Here is a 17,916-nt window from a genome sequence, read left to right on the forward strand (position 1 = left end):
TGGAGGCGTGACCGACGACCATGAGCCCTCGCCTACGCTGTCCGCCGTGGTCACCGTCGACAAGCGCGGTCCTGGCGCCGCCGACGGGCCCACCTTCGTCCTCATCCACGGCATCGGGGTCAGCTCGCGCTACTTCGAGCGGCTGGTGCCGGCGCTCGCCGAGGAGGGGCGCGTCGTCGCGGTCGACCTTCCGGGCTTCGGAAAGGCGCGGGAGCTCCGGCGGGTGCGGGGCTTCTCGATCGAGGAGTTCGCCGACGCGGTGGCGTTCGCGCTCGACGGGCTCGGGATCGTGGATGCGGTGATCGTCGGGCACTCGATGGGCACGCAGGTGGCGATCGCGCTCGCCGACCGCCGCCCGGACCTCGTCCAGGGCCTCGCCCTCCTCGGACCGGTGATGGCCCCGCAGGATCGCAACGCGCTCAAGGCGGGGCTGCTTCTGGGCATCGACATGTTCCGGGAGGACGCGCGCGGCAACCGGATCGTGATCGGCGATTACCTGCACTGCGGCATCCGGTGGTACCTCGCCACGCTCCCCGCCATGCTCGCGTTCGAGACCGAACGCGAGCTGGAACAGTGCCGGGTGCCTGTCGTCGTCATCCGCGGGGCCCGTGACCCGATCGCGCGCGACCCGTGGGTGGGGCAGCTGGCGACGAGCAGCGGAGGGGCGGGCACGTCCGTCCCCGGCGTCGCCCACCTCGTCATGCACGGCGCGCCCTGGCGCACCGCCGCCCTCATCCGGCAGGGAGCGGCGGTGCCGAGGTGAAGCGGACGCTCCTCCGCAAGGCGGGCGTGGTGGCCCTCGACTACCTGTACGCGGGCCGTTACCAGCTCCGCGCGCTGCTCGACCGCAGCACACCGGACGCGCTGGTGGCCGGCAGCGGGCACCGCGTACCCGTCGTCCTGCTGCCGGGCATCTTCGAGACCTGGCGGTTCCTGCGTCCGCTGAGCCAGCACATCCACGCCACCGGCCACCCGGTCCACGTCGTCACCGGCCTCGGCGACAACAGGATGTCGGTGCCGGAGGGCGCTGCCCTGGTCACCCGCCACCTCGAGCAGCACGACCTCCACGACGTGGTGATCGTCGCGCACAGCAAGGGCGGCCTCGTCGCGAAGTACCTCATGGGGATGCCCGACTCCGGCCCGCGCATCCGCACGGCCATCACCGTCGGGACGCCGTTCGCCGGGTCGTCGCTCGCACGCTTCATCCCGCTCCCCAGCGTCCGCGCGCTCATGCCCAACACTCCGGGCCTTCTGCGGCTGGCGCTCAGCCGGGCGGTGAACGCGCAGATCGTGTCGGTCTGGGGCTGGTTCGACCCGCACGTCCCCGGCGGCAGCAGGCTGGAGGGCGCGCGCAACATCGAGCTCGACGTCGGCGGCCACTTTCGCATCCTGGCCCGGCCGGAGCTGCTGGCCGTCGTCGACGAGGTGCTGGCCGCCACCGACTGACCCCTGTCGCACTCGGGGGCACCGGCGTTACCCTGCCGCTCAGAACGGCCACCGGGGAGGAATCATGCACGACCGCGTCCACCGAACCCGTGGGGCAGCCGCGGCCACGATCGTCCTCGCGGCGGTGCTCGCGCTCGCCGGCTGCGCAGGGACCCCGAGCGGGGCCGCCGTCGTCGGCCGCTGGGGCTCGACGTCGTCCGGCCAGCCCAACCTCGACATCCAGAACGACGGCACGTTCTCGGGCAGTGACGGCTGCAACCGGCTGAGCGGTCAGGGCCAGATCGACGGCGACGAGATCACCTTCGGGTCCATCGCCTCCACGATGATGGCGTGCGAGGGTGTCGACACGTGGCTGAGCAAGGCCGCGACGGGGAACGTCAGCGGCGACACGATGACCGTCCTCGACGACGGCGGAAGCAAGATCGGCACCTTGAAGCGGTCCGGGTCCTGAGCCGAATCGGTGTCTAGCCACACCGACGACCGCGTGATTAGCGTGTGGCCTGCCGCGCCCGGCCATGCCCGACCGGGAGGTGGATCACGAGCCGTCGAGGAGTGAAGCAATGACCATCGCCGAGGACAAGAAGGCGGCCACGAAACCGCCCACCACCGCTTACACCGGGTTCAACGACCGCACGCAGCTCAACCCGATCTTCGCCCGCCCGGGTGAGGCCACCGATCTGCCGGTTGATCGCATTCCCCCCACGGAGTCGCTGCCGGAGACCGCGTACTGGGTCGTCCATGACGAGTCGATGCTCGACGGGAACGCCCGCCTCAACCTGGCGACGTTCGTCGGCACGTGGATGGACGAGTACGCCGCCCGCCTCTACTCCGAGTCCGCCGACAAGAACATGATCGACAAGGACGAGTACCCGCAGACGGCCGCGATCGAGACCCGCTGCTGGAAGATCGTCGCGGGGCTGTGGAACTCCCCCGACCCGGAGAAGTCGATCGGCACCTCCACCATCGGCTCGTCCGAGGCGTGCATGCTCGGCGGCCTCGCCCTCAAGCGCCGTTGGCAGCTCGCGCGCAAGGCCGCGGGCAAGCCGTACGACAAGCCGAACCTCATCATGTCGAGCGCCGTGCAGGTCTGCTGGGAGAAGTTCTGCAACTACTGGGACGTCGAGCCGCGCTACGTGCCGATCAGCGACGACCACAAGGTGCTCGACGGCCACGATCTCGACAAGTACGTCGACGAGAACACGATCGGCGTCGTCGCGATCATGGGTGTGACCTACACCGGGATGTACGAGCCGGTCGACCAGATCGCGGCGGCGCTCGACCGCATCCAGGAGGAGACCGGCCTCGACATCAAGATCCACGTCGACGGCGCCTCCGGCGGCATGATCGCGCCGTTCCTGCAGCCGAACCTGGAGTGGGACTTCCGGGTCGACCGCGTGGTCTCGATCAGCACCTCGGCCCACAAGTACGGCCTCGTGTACCCGGGTCTCGGCTGGGTGGTCTGGAAGACCGTCGACGACCTGCCCTCCGACCTCGTCTTCGACGTGACCTACCTCGGCGGCCACATGCCGACGTTCGCGCTGAACTTCTCCCGCCCGGGCGCGCAGGTGCTGCTGCAGTACTACCTGTTCCTGCGCCTCGGATTCGACGGCTACTACCGCGTCCAGAAGGCGTCTCAGGATGTGGCGCTCTACCTCTCGAGCGAGATCGCCAAGATGCCCGCCTTCGAGCTGTGGAACGACGGCTCGGACATCCCGGTCTTCGCCTGGCAGCTGAAGAAAGGGCACACCGACAAGTGGAACCTCTACCACCTGTCCGAGCGGCTGCGGCTGAAGGGGTGGCTCATCCCTGCGTACCCGATGCCGGACGACCTGAGCGACCTCACGGTCCAGCGCATCGTCGTCCGCAACGGCCTGAGCCGCAACCTCGCCGAGTCGCTGGTGATCGACATCCGGGAGGCGGCCGATTACTTGGACGCGCTCGAGGCGCCCATGCCCACGGAAGGCCAGACGCACTCCTTCACCCACTGAGTGCTGAACGCGCTCGCAGCGCAGAGCGGAGCAGACCATGACCGCACCCACCGAGCCGCACAAGCACGCGGCGGCCCCGCAGCGCGCCGACGGTACGCCTGCGCCCTCCGTCGACCACGTAAAGCCGCACCCGTTCGGCACCGTGACGCACAAGCCGGCGATCGGCGCGCCGGCCACGACCTCGACGAAGTTCATGAGCGTGATGCAGCTCGCCATCCTGACCGTCGTCGCCGTGGCTTCGCTCCGCAGCCTGCCCGCCATGGCCGGGTACGGTCTCGGTTCGGTGACGCTGTTCATCATCCCGGCGATCTTCTTCCTCATCCCGGTGGCGCTGGTCGCCGCCGAGCTCGCAACGGGGTGGAAGGGCGGTGTGTTCACCTGGGTCAGGAAGGCGTTCGGCGAACGCTGGGGTTTCCAGGCGATCTGGCTGCAGTGGGTGCAGAACGTCGTCTGGTATCCGACGCAGATCGCGTTCATCGCGGCCTCGCTGGCGTTCGTCTTCCTCGACCCGAACCTGGCGAACTCCGGCTTCTATACCGCGGTCGTGATCCTGGTCATCTACTGGTTCTCGACGTTCATCACCCTGCGCGGAGGCAACCTGTTCGCGAAGGTCGGGTCCTGGTCCGGTCTCGCCGGGACGATCTTCCCGGGCGTGCTGCTCATCCTGTTCGGCATCATCTGGCTGGCGACGGGCAACACCAGCCAGGCGCCGATGCAGGCGTCCGACATCATCCCGCCGTTCACCGGAATCGCATCCATCGTGCTCATCGTCTCCAACGTGCTCGCCTACGCGGGCATGGAGGTGAACGCCGTGCACGCCAACGACATGAAGAACCCGGGCAGCGGCTACCCGAAGACGGTGCTGATCTCGTCCATCCTGATCCTCGGCATCTTCATCTTCCCGACCATCGCGATCGCCGTCGCGGTACCGTCGAGCAAGCTCGGGCTGACCACCGGCATCAATCTCGCCTTCCAGACGTACTTCGATGCCTGGGGGATGGGCTGGGCGACGCCGATCATCTCCCTGCTGATCGCGCTCGGCGCGTTCGCGTCGGTCGTGACGTGGATCGCCGGTCCGAGCCGCGGTCTGCTGGCGGCGGCCCGGTCCGGCTACCTGCCGACCTTCCTGCAACGGAGGAACAAGGCCGGGGTGCAGGTCGGCATCCTGAATGTGCAGGGGATCGTGGTGACCCTGCTCGCGGCGCTGTTCATCTTCGTGCCGAACATCAACACGGCGTTCATCCTGCTCGTGGACATGGCGGCCGCGCTGTACCTGATCATGTACATGCTGATGTTCGCGGCGGCCATGAGGTTGCGCCGGACGCATCCCGAGGTGAAGCGGACCTACCGCACCCCCGCGATGGGCCTCATCGCGACGATCGGCTTCATCGCGTGCTTCGCGGCCTTCGCGCTGGGGTTCGTCCCGCCGGCCGGGTTCGCCGCAGGGGCTCCGGGATGGGCGTACCCGCTGCTGGTCGCCGTGGTGGTCGTCATCCTCGGCGTGCCTCCCCTCATCTTCTACGCGGCGCGCAAGCCGCACTGGGATCAGCGGACCGCCGAGGAGAAGGCGACCTTCGACGACGTGCTGGTCAACCCCGGCGAGACGACGCCGAACCGCGCCCGCCCAGCCCCCAGCCGCCGAGCACAGGAAAAACGTCGCCTATCGGCTGAATAGGCGACGCTTTCCCTGGGCTCGCGGGCCGGTCAGGCGGCCGCAGCGGCGGTGTACGCGCCAGCCGCCAGGTCCTCGAGCAGGGTCGGGCCGACCGGCTCCCAGCCGAGGCGCGCGCGGGTGAGGGCGCTCGAGGCGGGGATGTCGGCCCCGAAGAACATCCCGATCCAGCCGAAGTGCGATGACGCGTCGGCGGGGTCGATGGAGGCGATGGGCACGCCGACCGCCGCGCCGATGGCCTCCGCGATCGTGCGGGCCGCGATGCCCTCCTCGGCGACCGCGTGCACCACCCGCGCCGCGTCCGGGTCCTCGAGCGCGAGGCGGATGAGGCGGGCGACGTCGCTGCGGTGCACCGCAGGCCAGCGGTTGGAGCCGTCGCCGACGTAGCCGGCCACGCCCTTCTCGCGGGCGATCGCGGTCAGCACCGCCGTGAAGCCGTGGTCGCCGTGCCCGTGCACGGTCGGCGCGAAACGCAGGGCGACCGGGCGGATGCCGCGGTCGGCCGCCGCGAAGGCAAGCGCCTCGGCACCGCCGCGCGGAGCGTCCGGACCGCTGAAGGGTGCCGGGTCCTCCTCGGTGGCCAGGCGCCCGGGCGTGAGCATGGCCACGCCAGAGGCGAACAGCAGAGGCTTGCCGGTGCCCTCCAGGGCGTCGACGAAGGTCTCCATGACCGCGCGCTCGGTGGCGGCCGCGCCCGCCATGTCCGAGAAGTCGTGCTTGAACCCGAGGTGGATGACCGCGTCCGCCGCCTCGGCCTGCTCGCGGAGGGTGTCCAGCGAGTCGAGGTCGCTCAGCACGGGCGTGGCGCCCGCGGAGCGGACCTTCGCGGCCGATCGCTCGGACCGGGCCATCCCGGCGACCTCATGCCCGGCCCCGACGAGCTCGGGGACGGTGGCGGAGCCGATCCATCCGGATGCTCCTGTGACGAATACGCGCATGCTGCGCTCCTCCCAATGTCATGTCAGAGAATGACGTCAGCGACTGACATCACCATAACACCGATGTCAGACGCTGTCATCACTACACTGGAGCTGTGGGACGCTGGGAGCCGGGAGCACGCGAACGCCTCGTGGAGGCGGCGCTCGACCTCTTCGCGGACCCCGGATTCGAGCAGACGACGGTCGCCGACATCGCCGCGCGCGCCGGCGTGACCGAGCGCACGTTCTTCCGCCACTTCGCGGACAAGCGCGAGGTGCTGTTCGCCGGTTCCGACGAGTTCCAGACCGGCGTGCTCGCCGCGATCGAGGCCGCCCCGGCCGGGCTGTCGCCGCTGGAGGTCGCGTCGGCCGGCATGGAGGCGGCGGCCGCCCTCCTGCAGAGCCGGCCCGACCGCGAGTTCCCGCGCCGCCGGGCCGCGGCGATCGCGGCCAATCGGAGCCTCCAGGAGCGCGAACTGCTGAAGCTCGCGACGGTGGCGGCCGAGTCGGCGCGCGCGTTGGAGTCACGCGGCGTGCCCGCGATGGAGGCGTCCGTCGCCGCGGAGGCCGCGATGGCGGCGTTCCGGCTCGCTTTCGAGCGCTGGGTGGCCGCGTCCGAGGCGCTGGATCTGCGGCAGTTGGTGCGCGAGCGGGTGGCTGCCTTCCGCGCGCTAGCGTGAGGCGAGAGCGCTCGAATGCAAGCGCACCCGAGCTGACTGCTGAGCGATGCCGCCGCGAGCATGAGGCAGTGAACCTCCGAAACGCGAAAGCGAGGGGTGCCCGATGCGGGCACCCCTCGCCGAGGGTGGTTACTGCTTAGGCGTTCGCCGCGGCTGCCTTGGCCTTCTTGCGACGCGCGAGCACGCCGCCACCGATACCGGCGGCTCCGAGCAGCGCAATGCCCGCAATCGCCGGGGCGATCACCGGGATGTCGACGATCTGCGTGCCGACGATCTGGGCGACGCCGGTGGTGGGGATGGTCTGCACGCCGGCAGCCGTGGTCACGGTGCCACCGGCCGTGACAGCCTCCACCGGGCCGTTGTACCCCACCGGAACCAGGGCGGTGGTGCGGACGAGGATGGTGTCGCCCGGGTTCAGGGGCACCTGGTACGAAGCCGTGTTACCGGCGCCGTCAAGCACGGGGCCGGAGCACTTGACCTGCGACGCGGAGATCCAGGTGCACTTGATGTAGGAGGGCTGTGCCGTGTACTGCTGCGTGATCCGGATGTTTCCTCCCGTGCCGTTGTATCCGCCGGTGGTGCCAGCCTGGAACTGAACGCCTGCGGGCGCGTTCAAAGTGAGATCGACGCCCGACGCGGTGGTGGCTGCGCCGTTGTACACCATGGTGAAGTTGAGCGCGCCGGCGGTGCCCGGCGTCTGGGGCGTCACCGAGACGGTGCCCGGCTCCCACAGGTTGGCCGCGTTGGCCGGGACGGCTGCGAGGGCCGCGCCGCCGACGGCCAGCGTGGTGCCGAGCACGGCACCCGCGATGGTGCGCTTGAGTGAGTTCTTCATGAGAGTCCTTTCGGGACGACTAGGGATCCAGTGCGAGTGATTCGGGATGCGACCGGATGCGAGTTCATATCTAGAGACGCAGCAGATGCGCCGTTATGACGCCGATCTATGTATTTCTTAGATTGGTTCGCGCTCGGTGGCTGCTGCGCTTTTGGAGAGCTCGTCCCGCTTGCCCCGCCATCACCGCTGAGAATGGAAAACGCCGTGCACCGGGCTCGCCCTGCGGATCGCGACCATCTCGTCATCGCGGTTACAAGCAACCTCAGCTCGTGACGGTGATCCTTCTCGGCAGCTACGCTGCCGTTCTGCGCCGTAGAGTCCGCGGAAGCGACCCAAGCCTCAGGGGCGACCAGCGGCGATCGCGGCCAACCGCACCTGCAGGAGCGCGAGCTGCTGAAGCTCGCAATGGCGGCGTTCCGTCTCGCTTTCGAGCGGTGGGTGACCGCGCCCGCGGCGCTGGATCTGGCGGAGTTGGTGCGGGGGCGGGTGGCTGCCTTCCGCGCGCTAGCGTGAGCCTTTCCGCCCACTCGAAACTCGAGTGTTCCAGGGCTTGCCACGCTCCTACCCGGTGGGATGATGACCCCCATGGATGAGCCCCAGACGGCCGCCGTCACCGGCCTGGCGTACAGCGCCCCCGCCCCGCACCCGCACCACCATCACGGCTGGTGGTGGAAAACCCTGCTCACCGGGCTCGCCCTGTGGATTCTGACGATCGTCGTCACGGCGGTCACCGGCAACACGAACCTGATCCCGACGCTGATCCTGCTCGGCAGCTTCCTGGTGCCGTTCTGCGTGGTGCTGTTCGCGATCGAGCGCGTCACCGGCAGCATCAGCTCCCTGCAGCTCGTGCTCGCGTTCTTCATCGGCGGCATCTTCGGCGTCCTCGGCGCCTCCCTGCTCGAGGTGAACCTGCACCAGAGCTGGGGCCTCTACCTGCTCGTCGGGCTCATCGAGGAGTTCGTCAAGGCGGTGCTCTTGATCATCATCGGCTGGCGCGTCGTGCCGAAGACTGCAACGCAGGGTGCACTGCTAGGTGCGACCGTCGGCGCAGGCTTCGCCGCCTTCGAGTCGGCAGGATACGCGTTCAACGCGGCGATCACCTCCCGCGGAATCGACCTCATCGCGCTGCTGCAGACCGAGGTGCTGCGCGCCATCCTCGCTCCGGTGGGTCACGTGCTGTGGACGGCCGTGCTCGGCGCGGTGCTGTTCGGCGCGGCTCGCGGGCGCACGCGCTTCCGCTTCTCGATCTGGATCGTCGTGACGTACCTCGGCGTCTCGGTCCTGCACGGGCTCTGGGACTCGGCTGGAGACCTCGCCGCCGTCATCGCGCTGATCGCCAACGGCCGCGCGCTGGAGGAACTGACGACAGCCGGGGGACTCACGGCGGAGACGGCGAATGCGGTGACGGCTCTGGCGGGCATCCTGTACTTCGTGGTGCTGGTCGTGGTCGCCGCGGGCGGCCTGCTGACGCTGTGGCTGATCCTGCGGCACTACCGTCGGGCCGAGCACGCGCGGCTCAGGGAGCAGCCGATCGTCTGAGCGGCCTCACTACAACGGCAACGAGGGGCCCCTTGCGGAAGCCCCTCGTCTTGACGGGAAGGTCAGGCGTCAGCCGCGGCCTTCTTCTTGCGGCGGACGGTGAACACCGTGCCACCGACACCCGCCGCACCCAGCAGGGCGATGCCCGCGATGGCCGGGGCGATTACCGGGGTGTCGACGATGTCACCCCAGGTGGTGAGGTAGGACACGCTCGCGACGACGTTCTCGGCGACGCCAGTCGAGGCGGGCGTGGCGCTCTTCATGGTCCAGGTGGTGGTGCCCTGGGCGTCTACGTCGGCCGTCGTCATGAACCCGCGGAATCCGGTCGGGATCGAAGATGTCGGGTAATCGATCGTGATATCGATCGTGGTGGGGTTGACCTTCGTGAAGTGGTAGGTGGCAATACCGAGCGTGAGGGTTGCCTTGCCGCTGCCGTCGAAGTTGATCGGGTAGCCGGTGCTGGTGAAGTAGTTCGTGAAGGCGACGTTGTTGCCGGAAATCGTCTGCGTGTACGTGACGCTGTTCAGCGGCTCGGAGAAAGTCGCAGGCACAAACTGAATCGAATTGGCGCCGACCGCCTCGGCCTGGTTGGCCGGAGTGCTCGGGACGACGGTCACCACCGGGTTGCCCCACGTGGTGAGGTAGGACACGCTCGCGACGACGTTCTCGGCGACGCCGGTCGAGGCGGGCGTGGCGCTCTTCATGGTCCAGGTGGTGGTGCCCCGGGCGTCCACGTCGGCCGTCGTCATGAACCCGCGGAATCCGGTCGGGATCGAAGGTGTCGGGTAATCGATCGTGATATCGATCGTGGTGGGGTTGACCTTCGTGAAGTGGTAGGTGGCAATACCGAGCGTGAGGGTTGCCTTGCCGCTGCCGTCGAAGGTGATCGGGTAGCCGGTGCTGGTGAAGTAGTTCCTGAAGGCGACGTTGTTGCCGGAAATCGTCTGCGTGTACGTGACGCTGTTCAGCGGCTCGGAGAAAGTCGCAGGCACAAACTGAATCGAATTGGCGCCGACGGCTTCGGTCAGGTCGGCCGGAGGGTTCGGGATGACGGTGCTCACGGCTGCGTTGGCGGGGATGGCCGCGATCGCGATTCCGCCCATCGCGAGAGTAATGCCGAGCACCGCGCCCGCGATGGTTCGCTTGAAGGACATCTTCACGGGTGATCCTTTCGAGGAGGCATGTCGTCCGGCTCGGGTTATCCGATGGTTCGTGTGCCGGGTTCATACCTAGAGACCGCGAAGCCCCCTCCCCCTAACGGGTCACTCCTCCGTCAGCGCCTCCTGCGCCTCCTTCGGCAGCTTCCGCACCTTCGTGCGCCGCTTGCGCCGGTCCGGGATCATCGACCGCATCTCCTCCAGCCGGCCGAAGCACAGCAGGCGGTCGCCCGACTCCAGCACCACGCCGCTGCGCGGGTTCGGAATGACGGAGGTGCCGCGGTGCAACGTCAGCACCGAGATGTCGCGGTCGGCGAGGCCAGAGTCGCGGAGCATCTTGCCGACGAGGTCCGCGTTGGTGTGAACGAGGAGTTCGGCGACGCCGTAGCCGGTCGAGACGCTGAGCCGCTGGCGCACGTCGATCTCGGGGAAAGCGACCTGGTTGTCGATGAAGTCGATGATCGCGCCCGCCACATCCAGGCCGGTCGCGCGCTCGATGCCCTCCAAACCCGGCGAGGAGTTGACCTCCATCACCAGGGGGCCGTCCTTGCCCTCGAGCATGTCGACGCCGGCGACGCGCAGCCCCATGATCTGGGCCGACCGCACCGCGGCCTCCTCGAACTCCGGAGTGAGCGTCACCTTCTCGACCGTTCCACCGCGGTGCACGTTGGAGCGGAACTCGTCGCCGCTCGCCACGCGCCGCATCGCCGCGACGACCCGGTCGCCCACGACGAGCGCGCGAATGTCGCGCCCGCGGCTCTCCGCGATGAAGCTCTGGATGAGGACGTTCTGCTTCGTCGAGTGCAGCGTCTCGATGATCGACTCCGCGATCTTCGCCTCCGGCGCCAGGATGACGCCGATGCCCTGGGTGCCCTCCAGCAGCTTGATGACGACCGGCGCCCCGCCGACGCGCTCGATCGCCATCTGCACGTCGGCACGGCTGTTCACGAACGCCGTGCGCGGCATCCCGATGTTGTGGCGCGACAGGATCTGCGTCGCGCGGAGTTTGTCGCGCGAGTTCGTGATGCCGTTCGCGGTGTTCGGCGTGTACACGTCCATCTGCTCGAACTGCCGTACGACGGCCGTGCCGTAGTACGTGATCGAGTTGCCGATGCGCGGCAGGATGGCGTCGTAGTCGGACAGCAGCCGCCCGCGGTACTGCAGGTCGGGCTCCTCGCCCGAGAGGTCGATCGCGAAGCGCAGGGTGTTGAGCACTTTCACGTTGTGGCCGCGGCTCTCGGCCGCCGAGCGCAGGCGCTGCGTCGAGTACGCGTGCGGGGCGCGCGAGAGGATGGCGAGTTTCACTGGGGGAGCTCCTGCGAAGGTGGGGAATGGCCGACACCCATCTAAACACTGGAACGCTCGCCCGGCTGAATGCAAAACAGCGGGGGCGCCGGTCGGCGCCCCCGCTGTGGGAGGAGGAAGGTCAGGCGTTGGCCTGGGCCTTCTTGCGGCGGCCGAGGGCGATGCCGCCGCCGGCACCTGCGGCGCCGAGCAGGGCGATGCCCGCGAGCGCCGGAGCGATCACCGGGGTGTCGACGAACTCACCCCAGGTGACGACCTTGGTCACCGTGGGCGCGCCGGTCAGGGTCTCAGCGACGCCGGTCGAGGACGGGGTGACGGACTCGAGCTTCCAGATGAACGTGCCCTGCGCGGTGGGGGAACTGTTGGTAGCCGCGAGGTCATTGAGGTACGCCCTGGTCACCGGGCTCGCGTAGGCGAGGGTGACGCGCACGCTCGTCGGCGAGAGCTTGGTGATCGTGTACACGTTGGCGCCAGACGTCGCGGTTCCCACGTTGCCCGTCCAGGTCACCGGCTGGTTGTTGATCGTGTCGTTGAGGGAGAAGCCGGTTCCGACGCCCTGGACCGTGTACGTGACGGAGCTGACAGGTGCATCGAACTCGTAGATGCCCTGCTGGTTGAACGTCTGCCCGGGGTTCAGTGCGACGGCGCCGATGTAGTCGCCGACGACATCCTTCACCGTTGCGGAAGTAGTGGCGCTGGCGGGAAGGGCCGCCAGGGCGGCGCCGCCGACGGCGAGGCTTGTGCCGAGCACGGCTGCGGCAATCGTGCGGGTGATGGTCTTCTTCATGAGTGAGTGTGGCTTTCTGATCGGTTGGATTCGTTGTGGCCATCGGTGAGCCGGGCCATCACTTGAAGAGACGCGCGATCGGGCGATTGATGACGCGAAATGCGAAAATTGCTTGCATTTCGGGGACTGGTGCGTCTGGCAGTCTGGTTCCGGCGAATTTCACGGGCAGGGTGAGCATCCGCGTCGGGTCTCGGGCCGGATGTGGTGACCGCCGAGTGCGCGGTGCACGATCGCCGCTTGGTGCTTGACATGTGGGCATGGCGGGCGGTGTGCCCCGATGACGAAAACAGCGGGGGCGCCGACCGGCGCCCCCGCTGTGGGAGTAGGAAGGTCAGGCGTTGGCCTGGGCCTTCTTGCGGCGGCTGAGGGCGATGCCGCCGCCGGCGCCCGCGGCACCGAGCAGGGCGATGCCCGCGATGAGCGGGGCGATCACCGGGGTGTCAACGAAGTTTCCCCAGGTGACGACCTTGGTCACCTTGGGCGCGCCAGTGATCGCCTCGGCAACTCCAGTCGAAGACGGGGTGACGGACTCAACATTCCAGGTGAACGTGCCCTGAGCGGTCGGAGAAGTATTGATGGGGTCCATAATGAAGAGATTCATCGTCGTCCCCGGGTTGTTGTAGTCGATAGTGATTCGGGTGGACGTCGGTGAGAGCTTGGTGAACGTGAACTTTCCGGTTCCCGTCGTGACGGTTGCGCTGTTGTTCGCATCCCAGTTCACCGTCTGACCTGCGAAAACATCGCTGAGTGCGAAGCCCGTTCCGACGCCCTGGACCGTGTAGGTGACGGATTTCACGGGGGTGGAGAAGTCGTAGATGCCCGTGTGGTTGAACTTGGTCCCGGGGTTCAGTGCGACGGTGCCAACGTAGTCGCCGGTGGTGCCCTGCACCGTAACGGTGGTGGCAGCGCTCGCGGGGAGGGCCGCCAGGGCGGCGCCGCCAACAGCGAGAGTCGTGCCGAGCACGGCTGCGGCAAGGGTGCGGGTGATGGTCTTCTTCATGAGTGTGGCTTTCTGATCGTTCGGATGAGATGTGGCCATCGGTGAGCCGGGCCATTCACTTGAAGAGACCGTGCACTCGGGCGAGTGGTAACGCGAAGATCCGTCGAACTACTTGCATTCAGCGATATCCGCGGCGACTACACGCAAAACAGCGGGGGCGCCGGCCGGCGCCCCGCTGAGGGAGGAGGGCAGGTCAGGCGTTGGCCTTGGCCTTCGCGCGGCGGCTGAGGGCGATGCCGCCGCCTGCGCCCGCGGCGCCCAGCAGGGCGATGCCCGCGATCAGCGGTGCGATCACCGGGGTGTCGACGAAGTTGCCCCAGGTGACGACCTTGGTCACCGTGGGAGCGCTGGCGGCGCTGACTGCAACACCAGTCGAGACCGGCGTCACGGACTCGAGCTTCCAGGTGAACGTGCCCTGGGCCGTCGGCGAGGTGTTTGTCGAGTTCAGGGTGAACAGATTCACCTTGTTCATCACCGGGTTGACCCAGTCGATGGTGACGCGAAGCGAGGTCGGAGAGATCTTGGTGAAGGTGTACTTGTTTCCGGAGCCTACGGTGACACTTGCCGTGTTGTTGACCCAGTTGAGCGGATAGCTGGAGAACTGGGTGTCGTCCAGCGCGAAGCCGGTGCCGGTGCCGGTGACGGTGTAAGTGACGGACTTGACTTGCTCGGAGAAGTTGTAGACCCCGTAGTGGTTGAACGGGCTCCCGGGGTTCAGCGGGACGGCGCCGATGTAATTGCCGGTGGTGCCGTCCACCGTCACGGTGGTGGCCGCGCTGGCGGGAGGGCCGCCAGTGCGGCGCCGCCGACGGCGAGGGTCGTGCCGAGCACGGCGGCGGCGACGGTGCGGGTGATGGTCTTCTTCATGAGTGAGTGTGGCTTTCTGATCGTTTGGATGAGAGGTGGCCATCGGTGGGCCGGGCCATTCACTGGAAGAGACCGTGTACTCGGGCGATTGATAACGCGAAGACCCATCGATTCACATGCATCCAGCGGGCTGGCGTGTCTCGCGGCGTCGCTCCTGAGAAGATGGCGGGGTGGCCGACATCCCTTCGAACATCGACACGGCAGCCTCACGCACGGTCGGCTGGCGTGAATGGGTGAGCCTCCCCGGCATCCCGGTGCCGTGGATCAAGGTGAAGGTGGACACGGGCGCTCGCAGCTCCTCGCTCCACGCCTTCGACATCGAAGAGCTGCCCGGAGACCGGGTGCGCTTCCAGGTGCACCCGTGGCAGGACTCCGACCGGGATGCGGTGACCGCCGAGTGCGCGGTGCACGACCGGCGTGTGGTGCGCAGCTCGTCCGGTCACACCGAGGAGCGGATCGTCGTGCTGCTCGACCTCGTGCTCGGCGGCCGGACCGTGCTCGCCGAGACCACGCTGACGAACCGAGACCAGATGGGGTTCCGGATGCTCGTGGGCCGCGAGGCGCTGCGTCAGGGCTTCGTCGTCGACCCGGCGCGCTCGTTCCTGGGCGGGCGGGCGCCCCGCGAGGTTCGCCGCCGTAACCGCGGGCGCGAGTTGGGCTGAGTCAACGGCTGAGGCCGGTCCGCCACTGGACCGCCGCACGCGGCGCGGTCTGCGGCGTCGCGATGGCCGACCACCCGAAGATGTCGAAGCTCGGCCCGATCGGGATGCTCCCCTGCTCATACGCGTACAGCCGCCCGAGCACCTGCGCCGGCTGCGACACCCCCGGGCAGTACGGGCTGACGAACGTCTCGGCGTTCACTTGGAGCGCGGCGAGCGGCAGGCCCATCGTCGCCAGGCGGTGGTACCAGTCCACGCGATCGGCGATCGTGTTCCCGGCCGCTCCGCCGACCTCCAGGCACGGACGCGACAGACCGTCCTGGAGGTCGAGCCACAGGCGTCCGCCGGTCGCGGACTGGACCGCGCTGAGGTACGACCGCAGGTTCGCCGGCACAACCGTCCCCTGCCCGTCGACCGAGACCTGCGCCCAGGAGCGGTCCAGAGCGGGCGACCAGAGGAAGGCGCGGCCCGGCCGGATCCCGGAGAGGGCTGCGACCAGGCGCTTCTGGTAGTCCAGGTAATCTGCCCGCAGGACGGAGGGGACGATCCGCGGGGGTGCCGGATAGGCGAACGAGTCGGCGTACATCAGCGGCGCGAGGAACGCCTCCCAGCTCAGATACCAGTCGACGCGGACGGACGGATACCGCGCCACGAAAGCCGCGGCCGCCCGGGTGGACGCGGCCAGGTGCGCCGACCGCAGGGCCGGGGAGGCGATGCCCTCGACGTAGGGGCTCCAATACGACGGGGCGCCGGCAGGCGCCGGCGGCTCGAGCAGGGTCCCGACGAAGACGTGGTCGAAGGCAGCGCGCGGGCCGCCCGGCAGGTACGGCGCGACCGCGTCCAGCACGCCCGTGAACAGTGGCGACCCGTTGCCGGACGCCGGGGCGATGTCCTGCAGCACCAGGTTCTGGATGAAGCCGGGTCGCGACGGGTCCCGGTGGTGGAGGCGGATGTCCTCCAGCACGGCGGCGAGCCGGGCGCTGCCGCCGGTCTGGCTCGCGACGGACGAGACCTGCACCATGACGGACATGCGCTGCGGCTGCCAGCCCACGGGCGCGGTGGTCGCGGCGGTGGCGGCCGGGCCGGCGAGGAGGGTGGCGGCGACGACCGCGACCGCACCTCCCGCTGCGAGCCAGCGCATCCCGGATGCGGATCTGCGGGTCATGTGGTGCACCTCCTGCCCGGCGGCGTCGCCGGGGACGAAGGAGAGTCGAACACGGGACGGGCCGATCTCGAAAGTCGCCTCTCCGGGGCCGTCAGCCGGCCGCCTCCAACCCCAGTTCCCGCCGCCAGTGCGTCAGGAACTCCGCACCGGCGTCGTCGTGGATGGCGTCGCCGATCGTGATCACCTCGTACGGCCGGTCGAGCACGCCGTCGGCGGGGCGCACGTCCACGTGGGCGACCTCGTAGCCGGCGTCGTGCACGAAGTCGGCCATCTTGTAGTCGCTGCGGGAGTCGCCGATGGAGCGCCAGCGCCGCGGCAGCGGGCCGCGCGCGGCGAAGTAGTCGAAGGCGCGCTGGGCGCCGCGGTCCTTGTCGAGCAGCACGGACTCGATGTCCGTGGAGATGATCGTCGGGTCGATGCGGAACGGCACGGCGCCGGAGGCGTCCGGCGCGACGCGATCGCGGTACGAGAGCCCGACGCCGAGTCCGGTGAGCACGTCGAACGCGGCGTCCTGGAATCGGCCCTGCGCCTCGGCGTAGGTGTCCGCGTCCACGTCGGTGCGCTGCTCCACGGAGATCATCGCGCGCTTCGTCTCGTCGAAGAACATGGTGTCGGCGAAGCTGTCACGCACCAGGCGGCGCACCGCATCCACCGCCTCCGGCGTGAAGGCGACCGACTCGTCGACGGTGACCTCTCCCATCCCGTCGCCGGTGATCGGCGCCCACGCGCCGCCCTTCTCGAAGACGCCGAACATGCGCGCGCCGTGCTGGCCGAGCGCGTCGCCGAGTCCTGCGTCGCACAGCGGCGTGACCACCTGGTTGCGGATGAAGTCGCCCGACCGCCCGGTGATGAACGCGATCGGGACGCCCGCCGCGGCCATCGACACCAGGTCGGTGACGATGCTGCGGATAGCGATGGTGCGGGTGACGGGGCTCGCGAGCGGACCGTCGACGTCGAAGAGGAGGCCGAGATTGTGCACGGTCCCATTCTCTCGCTGCGACAATGGACGCATGTCGCAGCCCGAACCCGCAGCCTCCCCGCTGTGGCATCCGGAGGCGCCGAGCACCGTCGTCGAGGGTGACAATCTGTCGGTGCTGGCGGAGCTGCCCGACGGCGCGTTCCGGCTGATCTACCTCGACCCGCCGTTCAACACGGGGCGCCCGCAGGCGCGGCAGACCCTCACCTCGGTGCGGTCGGAGGGCGGCGCGGGCAGCGTGATCGGCTTCAAGGGACGCAGCTACGAGCGGATCAAGGGCGACCTGCTCAGCTACGACGACCGGTTCGAGGACTACTGGGGCTTCCTGGAGCCGCGGCTCATCGAGGCCTGGCGGGTCCTGGCCGACGACGGGACGCTGTACCTCCACCTCGACTACCGCGAGTCGCATTACGCCAAGGTGCTGCTGGATGCGCTGTTCGGGCGGGAGTCGTTCCTCAACGAGATCATCTGGGCCTACGACTATGGCGCGAAGCCGAAGAACCGCTGGCCGGCGAAGCACGACACGATCCTGGTCTACGTGAAGGATCCGGCCGCCTACCACTTCGACTCGGCCGCGGTCGAGCGCGAGCCGTACATGGCGCCCGGACTGGTCACTCCCGAGAAGGCGCAGCTGGGCAAGCTGCCGACGGACGTGTGGTGGCACACGATCGTGTCGCCGACCGGGCGTGAGAAGACCGGGTACCCGACGCAGAAGCCGGAGGGCGTGCTCCGGCGCATCGTGCAGGCGTCGAGCCGGGAGGGTGACTGGGTGCTCGACTTCTTCGCGGGCAGCGGCACGACCGGGGCGGTGGCCGCGGGGCTCGGGCGGCGGTTCCTTCTCGTGGACAGCAATCCGGCCGCGATCGAGGTCATGCGCGCGCGGCTCGGCGGCGGCGACGGCGGCGTCCGCTTCGTCTGACTCG

General features: G+C 68.7%; 18 protein-coding genes. 9 read left to right on the forward strand and 9 right to left on the reverse strand.

Features of this window, described 5'->3' with window-relative positions; translation table 11 throughout:
* Nucleotides 1-7 precede the first annotated feature (7 nt).
* The 5 genes from ACRAWB_RS14440 to ACRAWB_RS14460 all read left to right on the forward strand — a co-directional run bounded on the left by ACRAWB_RS14440 (nt 8) and on the right by ACRAWB_RS14460 (nt 5,109).
* Nucleotides 8-763, forward strand: coding sequence for an alpha/beta fold hydrolase (locus tag ACRAWB_RS14440; protein ID WP_431353944.1), 756 nt, complete (start codon nt 8-10; stop codon nt 761-763).
* Nucleotides 760-1,446: an esterase/lipase family protein gene (locus ACRAWB_RS14445; RefSeq protein WP_431353945.1), complete on the forward strand. Its 687-nt coding sequence runs from the start codon at nt 760-762 to the stop codon at nt 1,444-1,446. Before ACRAWB_RS14440 ends, ACRAWB_RS14445 begins: the two co-directional genes overlap by 4 nt.
* Before the next feature lie 64 nt (nt 1,447-1,510).
* On the forward strand, nt 1,511-1,897 hold the full coding sequence (locus ACRAWB_RS14450; RefSeq protein WP_431353946.1) for an META domain-containing protein: 387 nt from the start codon (nt 1,511-1,513) through the stop codon (nt 1,895-1,897).
* A 109-nt stretch (nt 1,898-2,006) separates the two neighbouring features.
* A complete protein-coding gene (locus ACRAWB_RS14455; RefSeq protein ID WP_431353947.1) occupies nt 2,007-3,434 on the forward strand; it encodes a glutamate decarboxylase in 1,428 nt (475 codons plus the stop codon).
* A 37-nt stretch (nt 3,435-3,471) separates the two neighbouring features.
* The gene (locus ACRAWB_RS14460) at nt 3,472-5,109 is read left to right on the forward strand and encodes an amino acid permease (RefSeq protein WP_431353948.1); all 1,638 of its coding nucleotides are present in this window, start codon (nt 3,472-3,474) and stop codon (nt 5,107-5,109) included.
* A gap of 29 nt (nt 5,110-5,138) precedes the next feature.
* Here the strand turns inward: ACRAWB_RS14460 and ACRAWB_RS14465 are convergent, their stop codons facing one another.
* A complete protein-coding gene (locus ACRAWB_RS14465; protein WP_431353949.1) occupies nt 5,139-6,044 on the reverse strand; it encodes an SDR family oxidoreductase in 906 nt (301 codons plus the stop codon).
* Between the two features lie 95 nt (nt 6,045-6,139).
* Between ACRAWB_RS14465 and ACRAWB_RS14470 the strand changes: the two genes are divergently transcribed.
* Complete coding sequence (locus ACRAWB_RS14470; RefSeq protein ID WP_431353950.1) at nt 6,140-6,703, forward strand: TetR/AcrR family transcriptional regulator; 564 nt, start codon at nt 6,140-6,142, stop codon at nt 6,701-6,703.
* A gap of 136 nt (nt 6,704-6,839) precedes the next feature.
* Here the strand turns inward: ACRAWB_RS14470 and ACRAWB_RS14475 are convergent, their stop codons facing one another.
* A complete protein-coding gene (locus ACRAWB_RS14475; protein WP_431353951.1) occupies nt 6,840-7,538 on the reverse strand; it encodes a hypothetical protein in 699 nt (232 codons plus the stop codon).
* 585 nt (nt 7,539-8,123) lie between these two features.
* On the opposite strand from ACRAWB_RS14475, the gene ACRAWB_RS14480 reads away from it, so the two are divergent.
* On the forward strand, nt 8,124-9,077 hold the full coding sequence (locus ACRAWB_RS14480; protein WP_431353952.1) for a PrsW family intramembrane metalloprotease: 954 nt from the start codon (nt 8,124-8,126) through the stop codon (nt 9,075-9,077).
* A 62-nt stretch (nt 9,078-9,139) separates the two neighbouring features.
* Here the strand turns inward: ACRAWB_RS14480 and ACRAWB_RS14485 are convergent, their stop codons facing one another.
* The 5 genes from ACRAWB_RS14485 to ACRAWB_RS14505 all read right to left on the reverse strand — a co-directional run bounded on the left by ACRAWB_RS14485 (nt 9,140) and on the right by ACRAWB_RS14505 (nt 14,083).
* Nucleotides 9,140-10,237 (reverse strand): hypothetical protein, encoded by a 1,098-nt coding sequence (locus tag ACRAWB_RS14485; protein ID WP_431353953.1) that lies wholly within the window; start codon nt 10,235-10,237, stop codon nt 9,140-9,142.
* Between the two features lie 102 nt (nt 10,238-10,339).
* Nucleotides 10,340-11,539 (reverse strand): 30S ribosomal protein S6--L-glutamate ligase, encoded by a 1,200-nt coding sequence (gene rimK, locus ACRAWB_RS14490; RefSeq protein WP_431353954.1) that lies wholly within the window; start codon nt 11,537-11,539, stop codon nt 10,340-10,342.
* 121 nt (nt 11,540-11,660) lie between these two features.
* Entirely contained in the window at nt 11,661-12,326 is a 666-nt protein-coding gene (locus tag ACRAWB_RS14495) for a hypothetical protein (protein ID WP_431353955.1), read from the reverse strand.
* A gap of 331 nt (nt 12,327-12,657) precedes the next feature.
* Nucleotides 12,658-13,326, reverse strand: coding sequence for a hypothetical protein (locus ACRAWB_RS14500; protein ID WP_431353956.1), 669 nt, complete (start codon nt 13,324-13,326; stop codon nt 12,658-12,660).
* 193 nt (nt 13,327-13,519) lie between these two features.
* A complete protein-coding gene (locus ACRAWB_RS14505; RefSeq protein WP_431353957.1) occupies nt 13,520-14,083 on the reverse strand; it encodes a hypothetical protein in 564 nt (187 codons plus the stop codon).
* Nucleotides 14,084-14,372: 289 nt separating this feature from the next.
* Here ACRAWB_RS14505 and ACRAWB_RS14510 point away from each other — a divergent pair, with 289 nt between their 5' ends.
* Entirely contained in the window at nt 14,373-14,855 is a 483-nt protein-coding gene (locus ACRAWB_RS14510) for an ATP-dependent zinc protease family protein (RefSeq protein WP_431354523.1), read from the forward strand.
* 1 nt (nt 14,856) lies between these two features.
* On the opposite strand, the gene ACRAWB_RS14515 is transcribed toward ACRAWB_RS14510, so the two are convergent.
* Both ACRAWB_RS14515 and ACRAWB_RS14520 read right to left on the reverse strand, forming a co-directional pair.
* Nucleotides 14,857-16,017 (reverse strand): hypothetical protein, encoded by a 1,161-nt coding sequence (locus tag ACRAWB_RS14515; RefSeq protein ID WP_431353958.1) that lies wholly within the window; start codon nt 16,015-16,017, stop codon nt 14,857-14,859.
* A 91-nt stretch (nt 16,018-16,108) separates the two neighbouring features.
* Nucleotides 16,109-16,996 carry a hypothetical protein gene (locus ACRAWB_RS14520; protein WP_431353959.1) on the reverse strand — a complete coding sequence of 296 codons (888 nt, stop codon included), beginning with the start codon at nt 16,994-16,996 and terminating at the stop codon, nt 16,109-16,111.
* Nucleotides 16,997-17,027: 31 nt separating this feature from the next.
* Between ACRAWB_RS14520 and ACRAWB_RS14525 the strand changes: the two genes are divergently transcribed.
* A complete protein-coding gene (locus ACRAWB_RS14525; protein ID WP_431353960.1) occupies nt 17,028-17,912 on the forward strand; it encodes a DNA-methyltransferase in 885 nt (294 codons plus the stop codon).
* The last annotated feature ends 4 nt before the right edge of the window (nt 17,913-17,916 follow it).

Origin of the sequence: Leifsonia poae (assembly GCF_050632865.1) — a bacterium.
Taxonomy (GTDB): domain Bacteria; phylum Actinomycetota; class Actinomycetes; order Actinomycetales; family Microbacteriaceae; genus Leifsonia; species Leifsonia poae_B.